Source organism: Streptomyces argenteolus (assembly GCF_042902585.1).
Lineage (GTDB): Bacteria > Actinomycetota > Actinomycetes > Streptomycetales > Streptomycetaceae > Streptomyces > Streptomyces argenteolus.
In genome coordinates this window covers 257,812-273,857 of the sequence record NZ_JBIBEG010000010.1, presented here as the reverse complement: position 1 = coordinate 273,857, position 16,046 = coordinate 257,812, and the positions used below count along the sequence as shown (strand labels likewise).

18 protein-coding genes are annotated in these 16,046 nt (G+C 70.9%); 7 read left to right on the top strand and 11 right to left on the bottom strand.

The annotated features are described in order from the left end of the window. Positions 1-45 precede the first annotated feature (45 nt). From ACFY8O_RS29830 to ACFY8O_RS29820, 3 genes are read left to right on the top strand one after another with little or no spacing between them, the layout of a single operon-like run. Positions 46-906, top strand: a complete 861-nt coding sequence (locus ACFY8O_RS29830) for an AraC family transcriptional regulator (RefSeq protein ID WP_387907775.1) — start codon at positions 46-48, stop codon at positions 904-906. Between the two features lie 10 nt (positions 907-916). After that, a complete protein-coding gene (locus ACFY8O_RS29825) occupies positions 917-1,693 on the top strand; it encodes an AzlC family ABC transporter permease (RefSeq protein WP_387907772.1) in 777 nt (258 codons plus the stop codon). After that, positions 1,690-1,995 (top strand): AzlD domain-containing protein, encoded by a 306-nt coding sequence (locus tag ACFY8O_RS29820; RefSeq protein ID WP_145808794.1) that lies wholly within the window; start codon positions 1,690-1,692, stop codon positions 1,993-1,995. Before ACFY8O_RS29825 ends, ACFY8O_RS29820 begins: the two co-directional genes overlap by 4 nt. A gap of 30 nt (positions 1,996-2,025) precedes the next feature. On the opposite strand, the gene ACFY8O_RS29815 is transcribed toward ACFY8O_RS29820, so the two are convergent. After that, complete coding sequence (locus tag ACFY8O_RS29815) at positions 2,026-2,940, bottom strand: hypothetical protein (RefSeq protein ID WP_387907768.1); 915 nt, start codon at positions 2,938-2,940, stop codon at positions 2,026-2,028. Positions 2,941-3,019: 79 nt separating this feature from the next. Between ACFY8O_RS29815 and ACFY8O_RS29810 the strand changes: the two genes are divergently transcribed. After that, entirely contained in the window at positions 3,020-3,214 is a 195-nt protein-coding gene (locus tag ACFY8O_RS29810) for a DUF3046 domain-containing protein (RefSeq protein WP_387907765.1), read from the top strand. A gap of 222 nt (positions 3,215-3,436) precedes the next feature. Then, positions 3,437-4,558 carry an AI-2E family transporter gene (locus tag ACFY8O_RS29805; protein ID WP_387907824.1) on the top strand — a complete coding sequence of 374 codons (1,122 nt, stop codon included), beginning with the start codon at positions 3,437-3,439 and terminating at the stop codon, positions 4,556-4,558. Positions 4,559-4,586: 28 nt separating this feature from the next. Here ACFY8O_RS29805 and ACFY8O_RS29800 read toward each other — a convergent pair whose 3' ends face one another. Beyond that, the gene (locus ACFY8O_RS29800; protein WP_387907762.1) at positions 4,587-5,504 is read right to left on the bottom strand and encodes an SDR family oxidoreductase; all 918 of its coding nucleotides are present in this window, start codon (positions 5,502-5,504) and stop codon (positions 4,587-4,589) included. A gap of 277 nt (positions 5,505-5,781) precedes the next feature. On the opposite strand from ACFY8O_RS29800, the gene recA reads away from it, so the two are divergent. Together recA and recX are read left to right on the top strand one after the other, a co-directional pair. Further along, the gene (gene recA, locus ACFY8O_RS29795; protein WP_145808786.1) at positions 5,782-6,909 is read left to right on the top strand and encodes a recombinase RecA; all 1,128 of its coding nucleotides are present in this window, start codon (positions 5,782-5,784) and stop codon (positions 6,907-6,909) included. A 3-nt stretch (positions 6,910-6,912) separates the two neighbouring features. After that, a complete protein-coding gene (gene recX, locus ACFY8O_RS29790) occupies positions 6,913-7,605 on the top strand; it encodes a recombination regulator RecX (RefSeq protein WP_387907758.1) in 693 nt (230 codons plus the stop codon). A 267-nt stretch (positions 7,606-7,872) separates the two neighbouring features. Here recX and ACFY8O_RS29785 read toward each other — a convergent pair whose 3' ends face one another. The 9 genes from ACFY8O_RS29785 to ACFY8O_RS29745 all read right to left on the bottom strand — a co-directional run bounded on the left by ACFY8O_RS29785 (position 7,873) and on the right by ACFY8O_RS29745 (position 15,729). Beyond that, complete coding sequence (locus tag ACFY8O_RS29785) at positions 7,873-8,751, bottom strand: DUF6197 family protein (RefSeq protein ID WP_449341833.1); 879 nt, start codon at positions 8,749-8,751, stop codon at positions 7,873-7,875. A 518-nt stretch (positions 8,752-9,269) separates the two neighbouring features. Further along, the gene (locus ACFY8O_RS29780) at positions 9,270-9,680 is read right to left on the bottom strand and encodes a rhodanese-like domain-containing protein (protein ID WP_387907755.1); all 411 of its coding nucleotides are present in this window, start codon (positions 9,678-9,680) and stop codon (positions 9,270-9,272) included. Further along, positions 9,677-10,348, bottom strand: coding sequence for a cysteine dioxygenase (locus ACFY8O_RS29775; RefSeq protein ID WP_387907752.1), 672 nt, complete (start codon positions 10,346-10,348; stop codon positions 9,677-9,679). The genes ACFY8O_RS29780 and ACFY8O_RS29775 overlap by 4 nt, the downstream gene beginning before the upstream one ends. Positions 10,349-10,422: 74 nt before the next feature. Continuing rightward, positions 10,423-10,509 carry a putative leader peptide gene (locus ACFY8O_RS29770; protein ID WP_311605579.1) on the bottom strand — a complete coding sequence of 29 codons (87 nt, stop codon included), beginning with the start codon at positions 10,507-10,509 and terminating at the stop codon, positions 10,423-10,425. 32 nt (positions 10,510-10,541) lie between these two features. Continuing rightward, positions 10,542-12,176, bottom strand: coding sequence for an FAD-dependent monooxygenase (locus ACFY8O_RS29765; RefSeq protein ID WP_387907749.1), 1,635 nt, complete (start codon positions 12,174-12,176; stop codon positions 10,542-10,544). 189 nt (positions 12,177-12,365) lie between these two features. Then, positions 12,366-13,277, bottom strand: a complete 912-nt coding sequence (locus ACFY8O_RS29760; RefSeq protein WP_145808778.1) for an amino acid ABC transporter permease — start codon at positions 13,275-13,277, stop codon at positions 12,366-12,368. After that, entirely contained in the window at positions 13,274-13,939 is a 666-nt protein-coding gene (locus ACFY8O_RS29755) for an amino acid ABC transporter permease (protein WP_145808776.1), read from the bottom strand. Before ACFY8O_RS29755 ends, ACFY8O_RS29760 begins: the two co-directional genes overlap by 4 nt. A gap of 96 nt (positions 13,940-14,035) precedes the next feature. Beyond that, complete coding sequence (locus ACFY8O_RS29750) at positions 14,036-14,878, bottom strand: glutamate ABC transporter substrate-binding protein (RefSeq protein ID WP_145808774.1); 843 nt, start codon at positions 14,876-14,878, stop codon at positions 14,036-14,038. Positions 14,879-14,943: 65 nt separating this feature from the next. Next, positions 14,944-15,729, bottom strand: coding sequence for an amino acid ABC transporter ATP-binding protein (locus tag ACFY8O_RS29745; protein WP_145808772.1), 786 nt, complete (start codon positions 15,727-15,729; stop codon positions 14,944-14,946). Positions 15,730-16,046 lie beyond the last annotated feature (317 nt).

The window sequence follows — 16,046 nt, the reverse complement described above, 5'->3', positions numbered from 1 at the left end:
TGTCCGGACTGCGGGCACCCCCGCGGACCTGCGAGAATTCCCGGCATGACGGCGGGCGCGCAGAAGGAGTGGGCGAGGTACTGGCAGTACGCGGAGCTGCCCGACCTCGATCTCCTCCGTGCCCGCTACGTCCGTCACACCTTTCCGCGCCACAGCCACGAGGGCTTTGTCTTCGGCACGATCACCAGCGGCGTCGAGGACGTCGGGCTGCCCGGCGGCACCGTGCACGCGGGCCCCGGCACCGTCGTCATGATCAACCCCGAGGTGCCGCACACCGCCCGCGCCGGCGTGCCCGAGGGTTGGGTGTACGCCACGCTCTACCCGTCGGCCCAGGTGATCAACGACATCGCGGCGGACCTGACGAAGCTGCGCGGCACGGTCGGATTCGCCGAGACCGGCGTACGGGACCCGCATGCCGCCAGGCTGATCACCGAGGTCCACCGGGCCGCCGAGGAGGGCAACGCCCTGGCCGCCGACAGCGTCCTGCGCGTCATGGTCGCCCGCCTGCTCGACCTCCACGGCAGCGTGCTGCCCACCAGGGAGGCCCACTCCGCCGGCGCCCGCGTCGCGGCACGCGCCCGGGCCCTGCTGGAGGAACGGATGGAGCGGCCCCCGACCCTGGCGGCGCTCGCCGCCGAGCTCGGCACCAGCCCCTTCGCCCTCCTGCGGGCCTTCAAGAAGCAGTACGGAATGCCCCCGCACACCTGGCTCACCGACGCCCGGGTGCGCCGCGCCCGTCGCATGCTCGACGCCGGAACCGCGCCCGCCGAAGCCGCCGCCGCCGTCGGCTTCACCGACCAGCCCCATCTCAACCGTCACTTCACCCGGATCGTCGGGGTACCTCCGGGCGCCTACCAGCGCGACCGTGCAAGAACGTACAAGACCGGCCCCGCGTCCTGCCCGTAGCGTGCCGGGCGTGGCAGAACAGACAGCACCCCCTCAGAGCGCCGGCCCCGACGCGCCGGTCACGGACCCGGGCAAGCCGGACGGCGCCGTCGTCCGGGACGCACTCGGCGTGGGCATAGCCGTCGGGCTCTCCGGCTTCGCCTTCGGAGTGACCTCGGCGGGCTCCGGCCTGACCCTTCTCCAGACCTGCGCGCTGAGCCTCTTCGTCTTCACCGGCGCCTCCCAGTTCGCCCTGGTGGGGGCACTTGCCGCCGGTGGCAACCCCTACACCGCCGCGGCCGGGGCGTTCTTCCTGGGCATCCGCAACGCCTTCTACGGGCTGCGCCTCTCCCAGCTCCTCGCCCTGCCGCGCCCGCTGCGCCCCCTCGCGGCCCAATGGGTCATCGACGAGACCACCGCGGTCACTCTGCCCCAGCCCACGCGCCGTGCCGCACGCATCGGGTTCACGGTCACCGGTCTCACCCTCTACGTCCTGTGGAACCTGACGACGCTGGCCGGCGCGCTGGGGGCCGAGGCGCTCGGCGACACCGGCACCTGGGGCCTGGACGCCGCCGGTCCCGCGGTCTTCCTCGCCCTGCTCGCGCCGATGCTCAGAAGCAGTACGGAGCGCGTCACGGCGGGGCTGGCGGTCCTGCTGCTCCTCGGTCTCCTGCCGGTGCTGCCGGCGGGCGCCCCCGTACTCGTGTCCGCGCTGGCGGCTCCGCTCGTCCTCTTCCTGAAGGGCCGGGGCACGGGCCCCGGCGAGACACCCACCGAAGCCCCGACCGCGCCCCGGGAAGCCCGATGAACATCTGGATCGCCATCGGGCTCACCGCGGCCGGCTGCTATCTCGCGAAGCTCCTGGGGCTGCTGGTACCCGCCGGGGTGCTGGAGCGCCCTCTCGTCCAGCGGCTGGCGGCCCTCCTGCCGGTGGCGCTGCTCGCGGCCCTCACCGCTCAACAGACCTTCGGCGACGGGCAGCACCTGGTGCTGGACGCGAGAGCGGCCGGGCTCGCCGCGGCGGCCGTCGCCCTGATGCTGAGGGCCCCCTTCCTGGTCGTCGTCGGTGTCGCCGTCGTGGTCACCGCCGCCCTGCGCGCCCTGATGTGAGCCGGGGCGGACCAGCCGCGCCCCGGGGGATCAGCCGATGTCGCGTCCGTACGCCCGCAGTGTCCGCAGGGCCTTCAGCGTCACGATCGGGCGCCCCTCCAGTGCCGTTCCGGGCGCCCACTGCCGCCAGTTGACCGGCCAGCCGCCGTCCTCCTGCTGCTCGGCCGCCAGATGGTCCAGGGAGCGTTCCATCTCGGCGTCGCTGAACCAACGGCGGGCGAGGGAACCGGGGGAGCGGGCGTAGTCGTGAGCGAAGTGGTGTTCCCCCGGGGCGTAACCGGGGGACACCGGGTAGTCGGCGCGGTGCCGCGGGTCCAGCACCACCAGCCGCTGGTCACGGACCAGTTGCCCCAGCCGTTCGGCGGCGGACTCCGCACGGGCCCGGTCCGGGACCCCGTCCAGGAAGGCGACGGCGGCCTCGATCTCGTACGGGTGGGACCGGGCCATCGAGTCGATGGCGGCCCAGCAGAAGTCGGTGGCCCTGAACAGCCAGGCGTGCCACACCTCGTTACGGTGCAGCAGCCCCACCACCGGTCCTGTCGCCAGCAGTTCGGCCGGCGGGTCGTCGACCACCGGGACGAACGGCGCGGCGGGGTAGCCGCGCTGCGAGGGGTGCAGCGCGGGCAGAGCGCCCTCCTTGGTCGACACATCGGTGAGGTACCGGCAGATCCGCTCCGCGCGTGGGCCACCGCAACGACCGATCGAGTCGAGAACGCTCAGCGCGTGAGCGGTGTGCAGCGGCTGGCTCACGGGCCCCCGGAGGTCAGGTTCGAGCGCGTGGCCGTAGCCACCGTCGTCGTTCAGATAGGCGGCGAGCGCGGTTTCGACGGGATCCGCGCTCCCTCCCAGGAAGAGGTGGACGAACCGCCGCTGTTCGAGGACACGTGCGGTGAGCCAGACGAACTGCTCGGCGCGGGCGAGGGCATGTGCTCCGGTTCCAGCCATGGACAGACCGTAGAGGGGAAAGCGCCCTCCCCCGCGGCCTCCCGGCCCGGCTGCACCCGTAGAGCGGGATACTGGGGGCATGCGGTTGACGATTTTCTGGGAACGGATGGCGGAGTACTTCGGCGAGGCCTACGCGGACTCCTTCGCGCGCGATCACGTCATGTCCGAGCTCGGCGGCCGTACGGTGCACGAGGCCCTGGCCGCGGGGTGGGAGGCGAAGGACGTGTGGCGGGGCGTCTGTACGGCGGTCGGCGTACCTCCTGACAGGCGCTGACGCGCACGGAAGGATGACAGGGCCTGGCTGGGCTGACGCAGGGGCCACCGGCCCCCGCACGGCCACCTCGGCGCCACCCGCCGGTGCCGGGCTGTCACAGCGGTGAGCGAGACTTGTCCCGTGGCACCGACAGACGAGACCGCCCAGACCCAGCCGCCCGCCTCACCACCCGTCCCGCCGGCCGCTCCACCCGGTCCGCCGTCCGGCACCGGTCCCGCCCGCATGCCCGCCTGGCTGCCGCGCGCCATGGTCATGGCCCTCGCGCTCTACGGGTGTTTCCTGCTGGGCAGCTGGGCCTTCGACCAGCTCATCGGGCTGCTGACCAACATCCTCATCGCCTTCTTCCTGGCGCTGGCGATCGAACCCGCCGTCGGCCGCATGGCCGGACGCGGGATGCGGCGGGGTCTCGCCACCTTCCTGGTCTTCCTCGGTGTGCTCGTCGCCGGGGCCGGCTTCGTCGTCCTGCTCGGCTCGATGCTCGCGGGTCAGATCGTCGACATGGTCGAGGAATTCCCCAAGTACCTCGACTCGGTGATCAACTGGGTCAACCAGACCTTCCGCACCGAGCTCTCCCGGGTCGAGGTGCAGGACAGCCTGCTGCACTCGGACTGGCTCCAGAGGTACGTGCAGAACAGCGCGACCGGAGTGCTCGACGTCTCCACGACGGTGCTCGGCGGACTGTTCCGGCTGTTGACGATCTTCCTGTTCTCGTTCTACTTCGCGGCCGACGGCCCCCGGCTGAGACGCGCGCTGTGCTCCGTGCTGCCGCCCGCCCGGCAGGCGGAGGTCCTGCGCGCCTGGGAGATCGCGGTCGACAAGACGGGCGGTTACATCTACTCGCGCGGGCTGATGGCACTGATCTCCGGAGGAGCCCACTACGTCCTGCTGGTGGTCCTCGGAGTGCCCTACGCACCGGCGCTCGCGGTCTGGGTGGGTCTCGTCTCGCAGTTCATCCCGACGATCGGCACCTATCTGGCCGGTGCGCTGCCCATGCTGATCGCCTTCACCGTCGACCCCTGGTACGCGCTGTGGGTCCTCGGTTTCGTCGTGATCTACCAGCAGTTCGAGAACTACGTGCTGCAGCCCAAGCTCACGTCCAAGACGGTCGACATCCATCCGGCGGTCGCCTTCGGCTCGGTGGTCGCGGGCACCGCGCTCATGGGCGCTGTCGGGGCACTGGTCGCCATTCCGGCCGTGGCGACCCTCCAGGCCTTCCTGGGCGCGTACGTGAAGCGTTACGCGGTGACGGACGACCCCAGGGTGCAGGGCGGCCATCACCTGCGCCGGGGTGAGCCGGTGCTGTCGAGGATCCGCCGCGCGGTGCGTGGCCGGACCCGCCGGTGAGGCGGGGGCGCCATCGGTGTCAGGCGGACTACCGGTATCCGGTGACATCGGCCGGCAGACCCGGATCCTGGACCTCCACGAGGTACCTCCAGGCATCCGGCCTGCTGCCGTCGACATCGGTGAACCCGTAGACCCGCGCCAGCTGCCCGCTCGACAGCGTCCTGCCGTTCCAGCGCGCCACCTCGGGGTCGCCCGCGAGGGCGGCGACGGCCCGTCCGACGTATGCAGGGGACTCGGAGACGGCGAAGTGGGGTGACCGGGCGACGGCATCGCGCCAGTTCGCCTCGGTGACCCCGTGGGCCTGGAGCATGGCCTCGGACCGCAGCCAGCCCGGAGTGAGCGCCACGGCGGTGGCCCCGTGCGGCTCCAGCTCGTGCGCCAGCGCGAAAGCCATCCGGTTCACCGAGGCCTTCGCCAGGTCGTAGAAGAACGACACCCGGTAGTGGCCGGCGTTGTACTCGTCGGTGCCGTCCGTCATCTCGACGACCAGGCCACCCGGCGTCTCCAGGAGGAGCGGGATCGCGAAATGGCTGGTGATCGCGTGGGTGTCGACGGCCAGGCGCAGGGTGTGCAGCCCGATGTCCAGGGTCGACTCCCACACCGGTCTGCCCCACTCGATCTCGGCGCCCCAGATGTCGTTCACGAGCACGTGCAGGGCCCCCTGCTCGCTGCGGATGCGCGCCACCAGGGCGCTGACCTGGGACGGCACCAGGTGGTCCACCCGCACGGCGATCCCTCGGCCCCCCGCCTCGTCGACGAGCGCCGCTGCCTCCTCGATGGTCTCGGGCCGGTCCATCTCCGATCGCTCGGAGCCGCTCGTGCGCCCCGTCACGTACACGGTGGCACCGGCGGCTCCCAGCTGCGTGGCGATTCCCCGGCCCGCGCCTCGGGTGCCTCCGGCGACCAGGGCAACTTTTCCAGCGAGATTGCGCGCAGATGTCCCCATATCGCCTGAATTTAGCAGGGTGATCGCAGGGTCCGCCGACTCCCTCCGGCTCACTCGTTGTCGACCGCCGTGAGCCGTTACGCTCGGCTGTGTCGGCCCGGCGTGGTGCGCTTGACACTAAAATCGAACATCCATTCTCATGGGATTCCGGCCGGGTTTTCCCGGGCCCGGCCGTGGAGTTGTCCACAGGCCGGGAGGACGTCGAGGCCCATTGTCAGTGGCAGGGGTTAGCGTCTGTGACGTGAAGCGATCGACTCAAGCAAATCGGGTGGAACCCATGGCAGGAACCGACCGCGAGAAGGCGCTGGACGCCGCACTCGCACAGATTGAACGGCAATTCGGCAAGGGCGCGGTGATGCGCCTCGGTGAGCGGCCGAACGAGCCGATCGAGGTGATCCCCACCGGGTCCACCGCGCTCGACGTCGCGCTCGGCGTCGGTGGTCTGCCGCGCGGACGCGTGGTGGAGGTGTACGGACCGGAGTCCTCCGGTAAGACGACGCTGACGCTGCACGCCGTGGCGAACGCGCAGAAGCTCGGCGGCTCGGTGGCGTTCATCGACGCGGAGCACGCTCTCGACCCGGAGTATGCGAAGAAGCTCGGCGTCGACATCGACAGCCTCATCCTCTCCCAGCCCGACAACGGCGAGCAGGCGCTGGAGATCGTGGACATGCTGGTCCGCTCCGGCGCGCTGGACCTGATCGTCATCGACTCCGTCGCGGCCCTGGTGCCCCGTGCGGAGATCGAGGGCGAGATGGGCGACTCGCACGTGGGTCTGCAGGCCCGTCTCATGAGCCAGGCGCTCCGTAAGATCACCAGCGCGCTCAACCAGTCCAAGACCACCGCGATCTTCATCAACCAGCTCCGCGAGAAGATCGGGGTGATGTTCGGCTCCCCGGAGACCACGACCGGTGGCCGCGCGCTGAAGTTCTACGCCTCGGTGCGTCTGGACATCCGCCGGATCGAGACGCTCAAGGACGGAACCGACGCCGTCGGTAACCGCACGCGCGTCAAGGTCGTGAAGAACAAGGTCGCGCCGCCGTTCAAGCAGGCCGAGTTCGACATCCTCTACGGCCAGGGCATCAGCCGTGAAGGCGGCCTGATCGACATGGGAGTGGAGCACGGCTTCGTCCGCAAGGCCGGTGCCTGGTACACCTACGAGGGCGACCAGCTCGGCCAGGGCAAGGAGAACTCCCGCAACTTCCTCAAGGACAATCCCGACCTCGCCAACGAGATCGAGAAGAAGATCCTCGACAAGCTCGGTGTGGGGGTCCGTGCGGAGGACGCGGCCGAGCCGGCCGCCGACGCGGCGGCTGCCGCGGGTGCTCCGGCCGACGGCGCCGCGAAGTCGGTTCCGGCTCCCGCGACCAAGGCCAAGACCGCCAAGGCCGCGGCGGCCAAGAGCTAGGCCGTGACGCGTCGCACGGAGTGGCCGGGCGCCGATGCCGGCGCGGGTTCCGGCCCCGAGTTCGCCGCAGAGTCCTCCGGGGATGCGCCGGAGCCCGGTCGGGGGGCCGGGTTCGGCGAGGGGGCGGGCCGACGTTCCCGCTCCCGCTCCAGAAGCAGCGGTTCCCCCTCCTCGTCGAGGGCCGAGAAGGGGGAACCGCGAGATCCGGTCGAGCAGGCGCGCGCCATCTGTCTCCGGCTGCTGACCGGGACCCCACGGACGCGGAAGCAGCTGGCGGACGCACTGCGCAAGCGTGAGATCCCCGACGAGGCCGCGGAAGAGGTTCTGTCGAGATTCGAGGATGTCGGGCTGATCGACGACGCGGCTTTCGCGGACGCCTGGGTCGAGTCCCGGCACCACGGCAGAGGGCTGGCCCGGCGCGCTCTCGTCCGGGAGCTCCGCACCAAGGGGGTGGACTCCTCGGTGATCGACGAAGCGGTAGGACAGCTTGATTCCGAGCGGGAGGAGGAGACCGCGAGGGAGCTCGTCGCGCGGAAGCTCCGCTCCACCCGGGGGCTGGACCGTGACAAGCGACTGCGCCGGCTCGCGGGCATGCTGGCGCGCAAGGGGTACGGGGAAGGGATGGCCCTGCGCGTGGTGCGTCAGGCGCTCGAGGCCGAGGGCGAGGACACGGAAGGGCTGGACGAGCCGTTCTGACCGGGGCGGGGGACGGGGGCGCCGGGAAACAGTGAACGGGGGACGAGGGGCGAACAGCCGGACGGAAGACCGAAGGGGGAGACAGCCCGCGCGGGGTGCGCGCGGGCCGGGGGAGAACGGCGCGCGGAGCGCGGGCCCGTGGCCTGCTCCATGTGCCAGGCGGACGGTGTGGTCGGGGGACCGGTGGGCGAACGGCCGCCTGGTACAGAGTGGCTGCGGTGCCGGGTGTGGCGGTGGCGGAGGGGGTCACCGCCGCACCCGGCGTGCTCACTGACCTGCCTGGGACGCCCGGTGGATCGTGGCGTCCAGCAGGGCCAGAGCCTCTGCGGCGGTGCGGCCGGGCTGCCGGTTCCAGGGGCCGATCAGGTCGGTCCAGCCCTGGGAGCGCAGTTCGGTGATGAGCCAGGCGCCGGCCCGGTCCACGGTGTCGAGGGACCCGTAACCGAGCCGGTGCGCGGTCAGCATGGCTCCGCACAGGCAGCGCGCACCGCGGGCGTTGCGCAGGCGGTACGGGGTGTTCTGCCAGCCCCACTCGACCAGGATCCGCCGTGCGTGGCCGAGATGGGTGGACGGGGCGACGTCGGGCTGCCCGATGCGGCGCCAGGCGTGGAGCCGCTCGGGCAGTACGGCGCCGAGGCGGCCCGGCAGGGGCCGCTCCTTGGGCGGCGGGGCGGGCAGCGCCCGCAAGGACTCGTCGACCAGCTGGTCGACGGGCTTGGTCAGCAGGCCCCGCCAGTCGGCCGGAGGTACAGCCGTCGCCCCCCCGTCCCGGGCGGTCCGCACGGACGGCCGCTGCTCGTAAACCGGAGCGGGCCGCGCAGAGGGTCGCCGTCCCAAGAGATCAGCGGCGGGCGGCGCGGACGGAGGCCCCCCGTGCCCCGGGCGAGGCCGCACGGACGGCGGACCCGCATGCTCCCGGCCTGGCAGTGGCGACGGCAGGCCGCTGTGTTCCGGGGCGGGCGGGGCGGAAGGCGGGCTTACGGCTTCCAGAGCGAGCGGCCCGAGTGGTGGGTTCGTGGGCGCCGGGCTCTCAGGCTCCGGGGCGGTGCGGTCCCAGCCGGTGACGATGCGCTGCCAGGCGTCCGTCGCGTGCAGGCGGGAGACCTGCGCGTCCAGCTGGTCAGGGGTGAGCTGAGAGGTTTCCATCGGCGCGCCATCTCCGTACATTCCGGGTCCTCGGTGATGAGGCGAATGTCCGTCGTGCGCGGCGATTGCTCCACCGGGGAGCAGCGTTCGGGTGTGTCAGGGGCTCATTCGGCCTGACGGCGGTGGCCGAGCCCGGCCCGGGGGCGCAGCGTGCGGTCCGCTACCGGTAACCGGAGCACCCCTACCGGACCGGCCCGCACAGGGAGCCGCGCCCCGGGGGCGGCAGCACGCGGTCCGTACCCGGCACCGACCCCGCCAGACCCCCACCCGCGTCGGCCTGGCGCGCCAGGCCGACACTGGCACCGGCCCTCCAGGCCGGCACCGATCCCGCCAGGCCGACACCGGCACCGGCCCTCCAGGCCGGCACCGACCCTGCCAGGCCGACACCGGCACCGGCCCTCCAGGCCGGCACCGACCCTGCCAGGCCGACATCGGCACCGGCCCTCCAGGCCGACACCGGCACCGGCCCCGCCAGGCCGGCACCGGCAAAGGCCCGCACGGGGGGCCGCGTACCTCTGTCAGGGAGTGGTGACCGGGAGCCCGGCCGCGCGCCATGCCTGGAAGCCGCCGGTCAGGTCGGTGGCCCGGTGCAGTCCCAGCTGGTGCAGGGAGGCGACCGCCAGGCTCGACGCGTACCCCTCGTTGCAGATCACCACGATCCGCAGATCGTGGCTCACCGCCTGGGGCGCACGGTGACTGCCCTGGGGGTCGAGCCGCCATTCCAGCTCGTTGCGCTCGACGACCAGCGCCCCCGGGATGACACCGTCCCGCTCGCGCAGAGCCGCGTAACGGATGTCGACGAGCAGTGCCCCCTCAGCGGCCTCGGCGGCGGCCTGTCCGGGGCCGATCCGCTCGTAACCTTCCCGGACCCGGTCGAGCAGTTCGTCGATGCCCGACGGCTCCGGTCCGCTCCCGTCCCCGGCGCTCACTGCCAGTCCTCCGGGCGCTCGGTCTGCTCCAGGCGCAGCACGGCGCCCGTGCGGCTGTACCTGCGGATCTGCGGCAGCGGCGGGTAGTAGGCATGCACCGACACGGCATGTTCGTGCCCGGACTCGTTGAGCACCTCGTGCACGTGGTGCCGGCCGAACGCCCTGCCCTGACCGGCCGCCAGCAGCCGGGTCCGGTCGACGCCCTCGTTCAGTTCGAGGGTCTTCCAGCCGTCCGTGGGGAGCCGGGCGGCCAGCGAGTGTTCCCTGAGGGCGCCGGTGGCGACGGTGAACGCCCCCGTCGACTCCGCGTGGTCGTGCCAGCCCGTGCCCGTGCCGGGCGGCCAGCTGATCAGCCACGCTTCGCTCCCGCCGGGACCGTCGAGCCGGAGCCAGGTACGTCCCTCGGGGTCGAGAGGCAGCGAGGCGACGAGCGCGGTGTCCTGCGCGGTACGGCGGACGAAGTCGAGCAGTTCCGCGGCGGTGGGTGCCGGGGTGCCGCTGCCGCCTAGCGCCGTGGTGGCGCCGCCGGTTCCGGAGGAGGAGGCCGGGGCGGGAACCCCAGCTGCGGAACCGTCCTGCGCGGAAGCGTCCCGCGCGGGAGTGGTTCCGGGGGTGTCCCCGTCAGCGGCGGGCGCGGGCGTGGCAGGGGAAGGAGAGGGTGCAGACACAGGGGCCGTCCTGAGAAGTTCGCAAGGGCGCACGGCCGTGCGGAGAACAGCGCGGCGTGCCGGAGGGAAGCGATTCAGCAGGACGGGCGACACACGCAGCCCGCATAGCGGACGAGATCCATATGGACCCTCCGCCACAGGCGCACATCGGTGTCGGTCATGATCTGGAGTACACCATGTGCGCCTGCGACGGTCAATTGACGTCCGCGGTCCGGTCGGAGCGTGTGGTGGTGCCGGTCCTCTCGGTGTGCGCCGGGCCCGTACCACCCCCGCGCGCGGCATCGGCCGCGGCGTGGAGCTCTGCCGGCCGTACCCCGCTGAAGGCGGCCACGAGATGCCCGTCCGGCCTGACCAGCAGGACCGTGTGGGCCGTGGCTCCGGGATAGCTCTCGGTCACCAGCAGTTCGGCCTTCACCGGGAGGGCGTCCACCGCGTCCACGAGCCGGGGCATGACACCTGCGGTCATCCAGTGCCTCCGGTCCCACACCCCGGTACCCGGCGCGACCAGGATCACCAGCAGGTGCCCCTGGCCCAGCCGCTCACGCAGCCGGACCGCCGTCCCGTCGGGAGCGGTCACCCGCACATCGGCGACCGGAGCACCGGGCGCCGTGCCCACCGGGACGTGACCCTCGGCGCGTTGAGGCGCAAGGGGGGAGTGCGTGTACGAAGGGGGCGCGCCCAGAGGTCCGCACCCGAGGTGCCCGTCGGCCAGCAGGGTGTCGTGCCCGCGTGCGCTGCCGGGCACGAGCGTCCGCAGCCCCGCGCCGCCGCGCAGTATCGGCAGCGACTGGTCCGCCGCCCGGAGCCGGGAGGCGACCGCAGCCCGGCGCTCCGCCTGGTAGCTGTCGAGCAGCAGCTCGCCGGCGTCCTGGTGCCAGGCCTGGGCCAGCTTCCAGGCCAGGTTCTCGGCGTCCCGCAGCCCTTCGTCCAGACCCTGGGTACCCAGTGCGCCCAGCAGATGGGCGGCGTCCCCCGCCAGGAAGGCGCGCTTGGACCGCCATCGCCGGGCCAGCCGATGGTGCAGCGTGTAGACGCCGGTGTCCAGCAGCTCGTAGGCGGGCGTCTCACCGCACCAGCCTTCGAGCGTGTCGCGGATGCGGGTGATCAGCGCGTCGGGGGTGACGAGCTCGCCGCGTGGCGGAAGGAGCCAGTCCAGCCGCCAGACTCCGCCCGGAAGCGGCCGTGCGGTGACCTCCGCACCACCGGAACGCCAGGGGGGTGCCCGGTGCAGCACGGCCTCCCCGGGCCAGGGCAGATCGGCGCGGAGTGCGGCGACGGCGTGCCGTTCCACCGCCGTACGGCCGGGGAACCTGATGTCCAGCAGCTTGCGCACGGTGGAGCGGGCCCCGTCGCAGCCCACGAGATAGCTTCCGCGCCACCAGGTCGACCCGGGCTCCCGGGTGTGCACCGTGACCCCGTGGTCGTCCTGCTCCAGGGTGTCGATCCTGCTGAGCGGCACCATGCTGACCAGATCCTGAGCGGCGACCGCGGCGCGCAGCCCCCGGGCCAGCGCGTGCTGGGGCAGGTGGACGGGTGAGGGGAGCGGGACGGTGCCCTGCCCCTCGCCCAGCGGAACGGCTCGTACCAGTTGCTTGCGGCGCACCGAGCGCCAGCCGGTCCAGCGCAGACCGTCCTCGTGCAGGGACGAGCAGCCGAGGCGTTCCATCAGGTCCGCGGTGTCCTCGCGCAGCACGACGGTGCGCGCGGGGCGGGGTTCGTCCTTGCCCGGTCCCTCGTCGAGCACGACGGAGGGCACGCCCTGCGAGGCGAGGGCGAGCGACAGCGACAGGCCGACGGGCCCGGCGCCGACGACGATCACCGGGTCCACGGGGTGATCCCTCCGGCGCCGTTCGTCGAGGTGGAGGGGGAGGAGAGGGGGGCGGCGGCGGTGGTTCGGGGCGGGATCACAGAACGTATGCAACCCACTGGCGGTGCATGCGTCAAGTGACCCGGGAACGTGGCGGGGGGCGCGGCGTGGATGCCGCGCCCCCCGGGTGGAGACGGTGTGGACCGCCCGTCAGACCTTGTCCACGTCACCGGACTTGGCCGGGGGAGCCTCGATGGTCTCCAGGCCGCCGGCGGGAGCGGCTCCGACCACGGCACCCGTGCCCTTCTTCGCCCGGCGCAGCCTGCCCTCCAGCCAGCTCGCGAAGGAGGTCAGCGCGAAGTTCACGATGACGTAGATCAGCGCGACGACCGTGAAGCTCGCGATGGTGTTCGCGTAGTTGGCGCTCATCGGGCGGACGGAGGCGAGCAGCTCGGGGAAGGTGAGGACGGCGCCGCCGAGCGCGGTGTCCTTCACGATCACCACGATCTGGCTCACGATCGCGGGCAGCATGGCGGTGACCGCCTGGGGCAGCAGTACGTAGCGCATGGTCTGGCCCTTGCGCATGCCGATCGCCTTGGCGGCGTCCGTCTGCCCGTTCGGGAGCGAGAGGATCCCGGCTCGCACGATCTCCGCCAGCACCGAGGCGTTGTAGAGCACGAGCCCGGTGACCACGGCGTACAACGGCCGGACGTCGGTGGCGATGTCGGTGAACTCCGCGTACACGGCGTTCGCGGCGATCATCAGGATCAGCACCGGGATGGCCCGGAAGAACTCCACGACGATGCCGGAGGGCGTCCGCACCGACAGGTGGTCGGAGAGACGGCCGATCCCGAAGAGCGCACCGAGCGGCAGCGCGATCACGAGAGCGAAGAACGCGGCCTTGAGCGTGTTCAGGAGCCCCGGCCAGAGGTAGGTCTCGTACGGCAGGGAACTCGTGAGGAACGGCTTCCACTTGGCCCAGTCCAGCTGGTTCTTCGAGTTCAGGCCGTCGTACAGCCACCACAGCGCGGCGGCGAGGACGACGAGGAAGACCACCGTGTACAGGATGTTGCGCCGCTTGGCGCGGGGGCCCTGTGCGTCGAAGAGGACGGACGTCGTCATCGCTTCACCGCCACCTTCTTGCTCACCCAGCCGAGGAGGAGGCCGGTCGGGAGGGTGAGGCAGACGAATCCGAACGCGAAGACGGCGGAGATCAGGATCAGCTGTGCCTCGGCCTCGATCATGGTCTTCATCAGCGATGCGGCCTCGACCACACCGATCGCCGCGGCAACGGTCGTGTTCTTCGTCAGCGCGATGAGCACGTTGGCCAGCGGGTTCACGACCGAACGGAAGGCCTGCGGAAGAATGATCATCGACAGCACCTGGGTGAAGCTCAGGCCGAGTGCGCGAGCCGCCTCGGCCTGCCCCGTGGGCACCGTGTTGATGCCGGAGCGCAGCGCCTCGCACACGAACGCCGCGGTGTACAGCGCGAGGGAGAGCACCGCCAGGCGGAAGTTGATGAGCGTGAAGTCCTCGGCGCCGAGCTGGATGTTGAGGGTCTGGAAGAGCCCCAGCGACGAGAAGACGATGATGACGGTCAGGGGGATGTTACGGACGATGTTGACGTAGGCGGTTCCGAAACCGCGCATCAGGGGGACCGGGCCGACCCTCATGCCGGCCAGCAGCGTTCCCCATATGAGGGATCCGAGGGCGGAGTAGACGGTGAGCTTCACCGTCACCCAGAAGGCCCCCAGTAGGTCGTAGGGCTCAAGAAAGTCGAACACGATCTCCCGTGCTTCCGCGTATGGGGAGGGCACGGTGCGCCGCCGTCGTGGCGGCGCACCTCATCGGCCCAGCTTCGGACCACCGGCAGGGTGGTCTTACTTGACGACGTTGCCGATCTTCGGGGCGGGCTCGTTCTTGTAGTTGGCGGGGCCGAAGTTGGTCTCGACCGCCTTGTCCCACGAACCGTCCGAGACCATCTTGGTGAGCGCGGCGTCGATCTTCTTCTTGAGGTCGGCGTCGCCCTTCTTCAGGCCGATGCCGTAGTTCTCGTTGGTCATCTTGAAGCCGGCCAGCTTGAACTTGCCCTTCGCGGACTCCTGCGCGGCGTAACCGGCGAGGATGGAGTCGTCCGTGGTGAGCGCGTCGACGGCCTTGTTCTCCAGACCGGTGAGGCACTCCGAGTAGCCGCCGTACTCCTGGAGCTGCGCCTTCGGGGCGAGCTTGTCCTTGACGTTCTTCGCCGAGGTCGAGCCGGTGACGGAGCAGAGCTTCTTGCTGTTCAGGTCCTCGGGCGACTTGATCGAGTCGTCGTCGGCCCGGACGAGGATGTCCTGGTGCGCGAGGAGGTACGGGCCCGCGAAGTCGACCTTCTGCAGACGCTCGTCGTTGATCGAGTAGGTCGCGGCGATGAACTTCACGTCACCGCGGTCGATCGCGGTCTCGCGGTCGGCGCTCTTGGTCTCGACGAACTCGATGTTCTTCGCGTCGTAGCCGAGCTCCTTGGCGACGTACGTCGCGACGTCCACGTCGAAGCCGGTGAACTTGCCGTCCGGCGTCTTCAGGCCGAGGCCGGGCTGGTCGATCTTGATGCCGATGGTGATCTTCTCGCCACCACCGGACCCCGCGGCGTCGTCCTTCTCGTCGGAACCACAGGCGGTGGCGGTGAGGGCGAGGGCGAGCACGGCGGCCGAGGCGGCGGTGACCTTACGAAGCTGCATGATGGGATTCCCCTGGGTTGGAACGATGTGAGTGATCAGCTGGTCCTGAGCCCAGCCGTGCGGGATCAGTGGTGAAGGATCTTCGACAGGAAGTCCTTCGCCCGGTCGCTGCGCGGGGCGCTGAAGAACTGGTCGGGTGTGGCCTCTTCGACGATCTTTCCGTCGGCCATGAAGACGACCCGGTTGGCCGCCGAGCGGGCGAAGCCCATCTCGTGGGTGACGACGACCATCGTCATCCCCTCCCGGGCCAGCTGCTGCATGACCTCCAGGACCTCATTGATCATCTCCGGGTCGAGCGCCGACGTGGGCTCGTCGAAGAGCATGACCTTGGGGTCCATGGCCAGCGCGCGGGCGATCGCCACGCGCTGCTGCTGACCGCCGGAGAGCTGCGCCGGGTACTTGTCGGCCTGCACCCCCACGCCCACACGGTCGAGCAGCGCCCTGGCCTTCTCCTCGGCCAGCTTCTTGTCCGTCCTGCGGACCTTGACCTGGCCCAGCATCACGTTCTCGAGCACCGTCTTGTGCGCGAAGAGATTGAACGACTGGAAGACCATGCCGACATCGGCACGCAGCCTGGCCAGCTCCTTGCCCTCCTGGGGAAGCGGCTTGCCGTCGATCGAGATCGCGCCCGAGTCGATCGTCTCCAAGCGGTTGATCGTGCGGCACAGCGTGGACTTCCCGGACCCGGAGGGCCCGATGACTACGACGACCTCGCCACGGGCGATGGTCAGATCGATGTCCTGGAGCACATGCAGCGCGCCGAAGTGCTTGTTGACGTTGCTCAGTACGACAAGGTCGTCACCCGCGGGTGCGGCATCCTCGGCGGCCTTGGTCACTGAAACTCCGCTCATCGGCTTCTTGCTCCGTCCTCCTCGGTTAGGGAAGGACCCTAGTGACGCAGTGCGATCAGCGTCATTACATCTGAGCGGAAATTGAGCATAACGATCCGGCCGCAACCGGACACACCGCGTGAACGGGACGCCACGGGCTGCTCGGAGGGGGTACCGGGTGGGTAACGGAAACCTGGTGGTAACGGGGCGGGGCTTGACTGTCGTACCCGTTATCGGCGTGGATGCTGGTGCGGGATGACGTGAATCGTCGGCGTACGGGAAGATTCGCCGGGCTGAACACGGTGTACGGTCACGCACGGTTCCCGACTGTGTGAGGA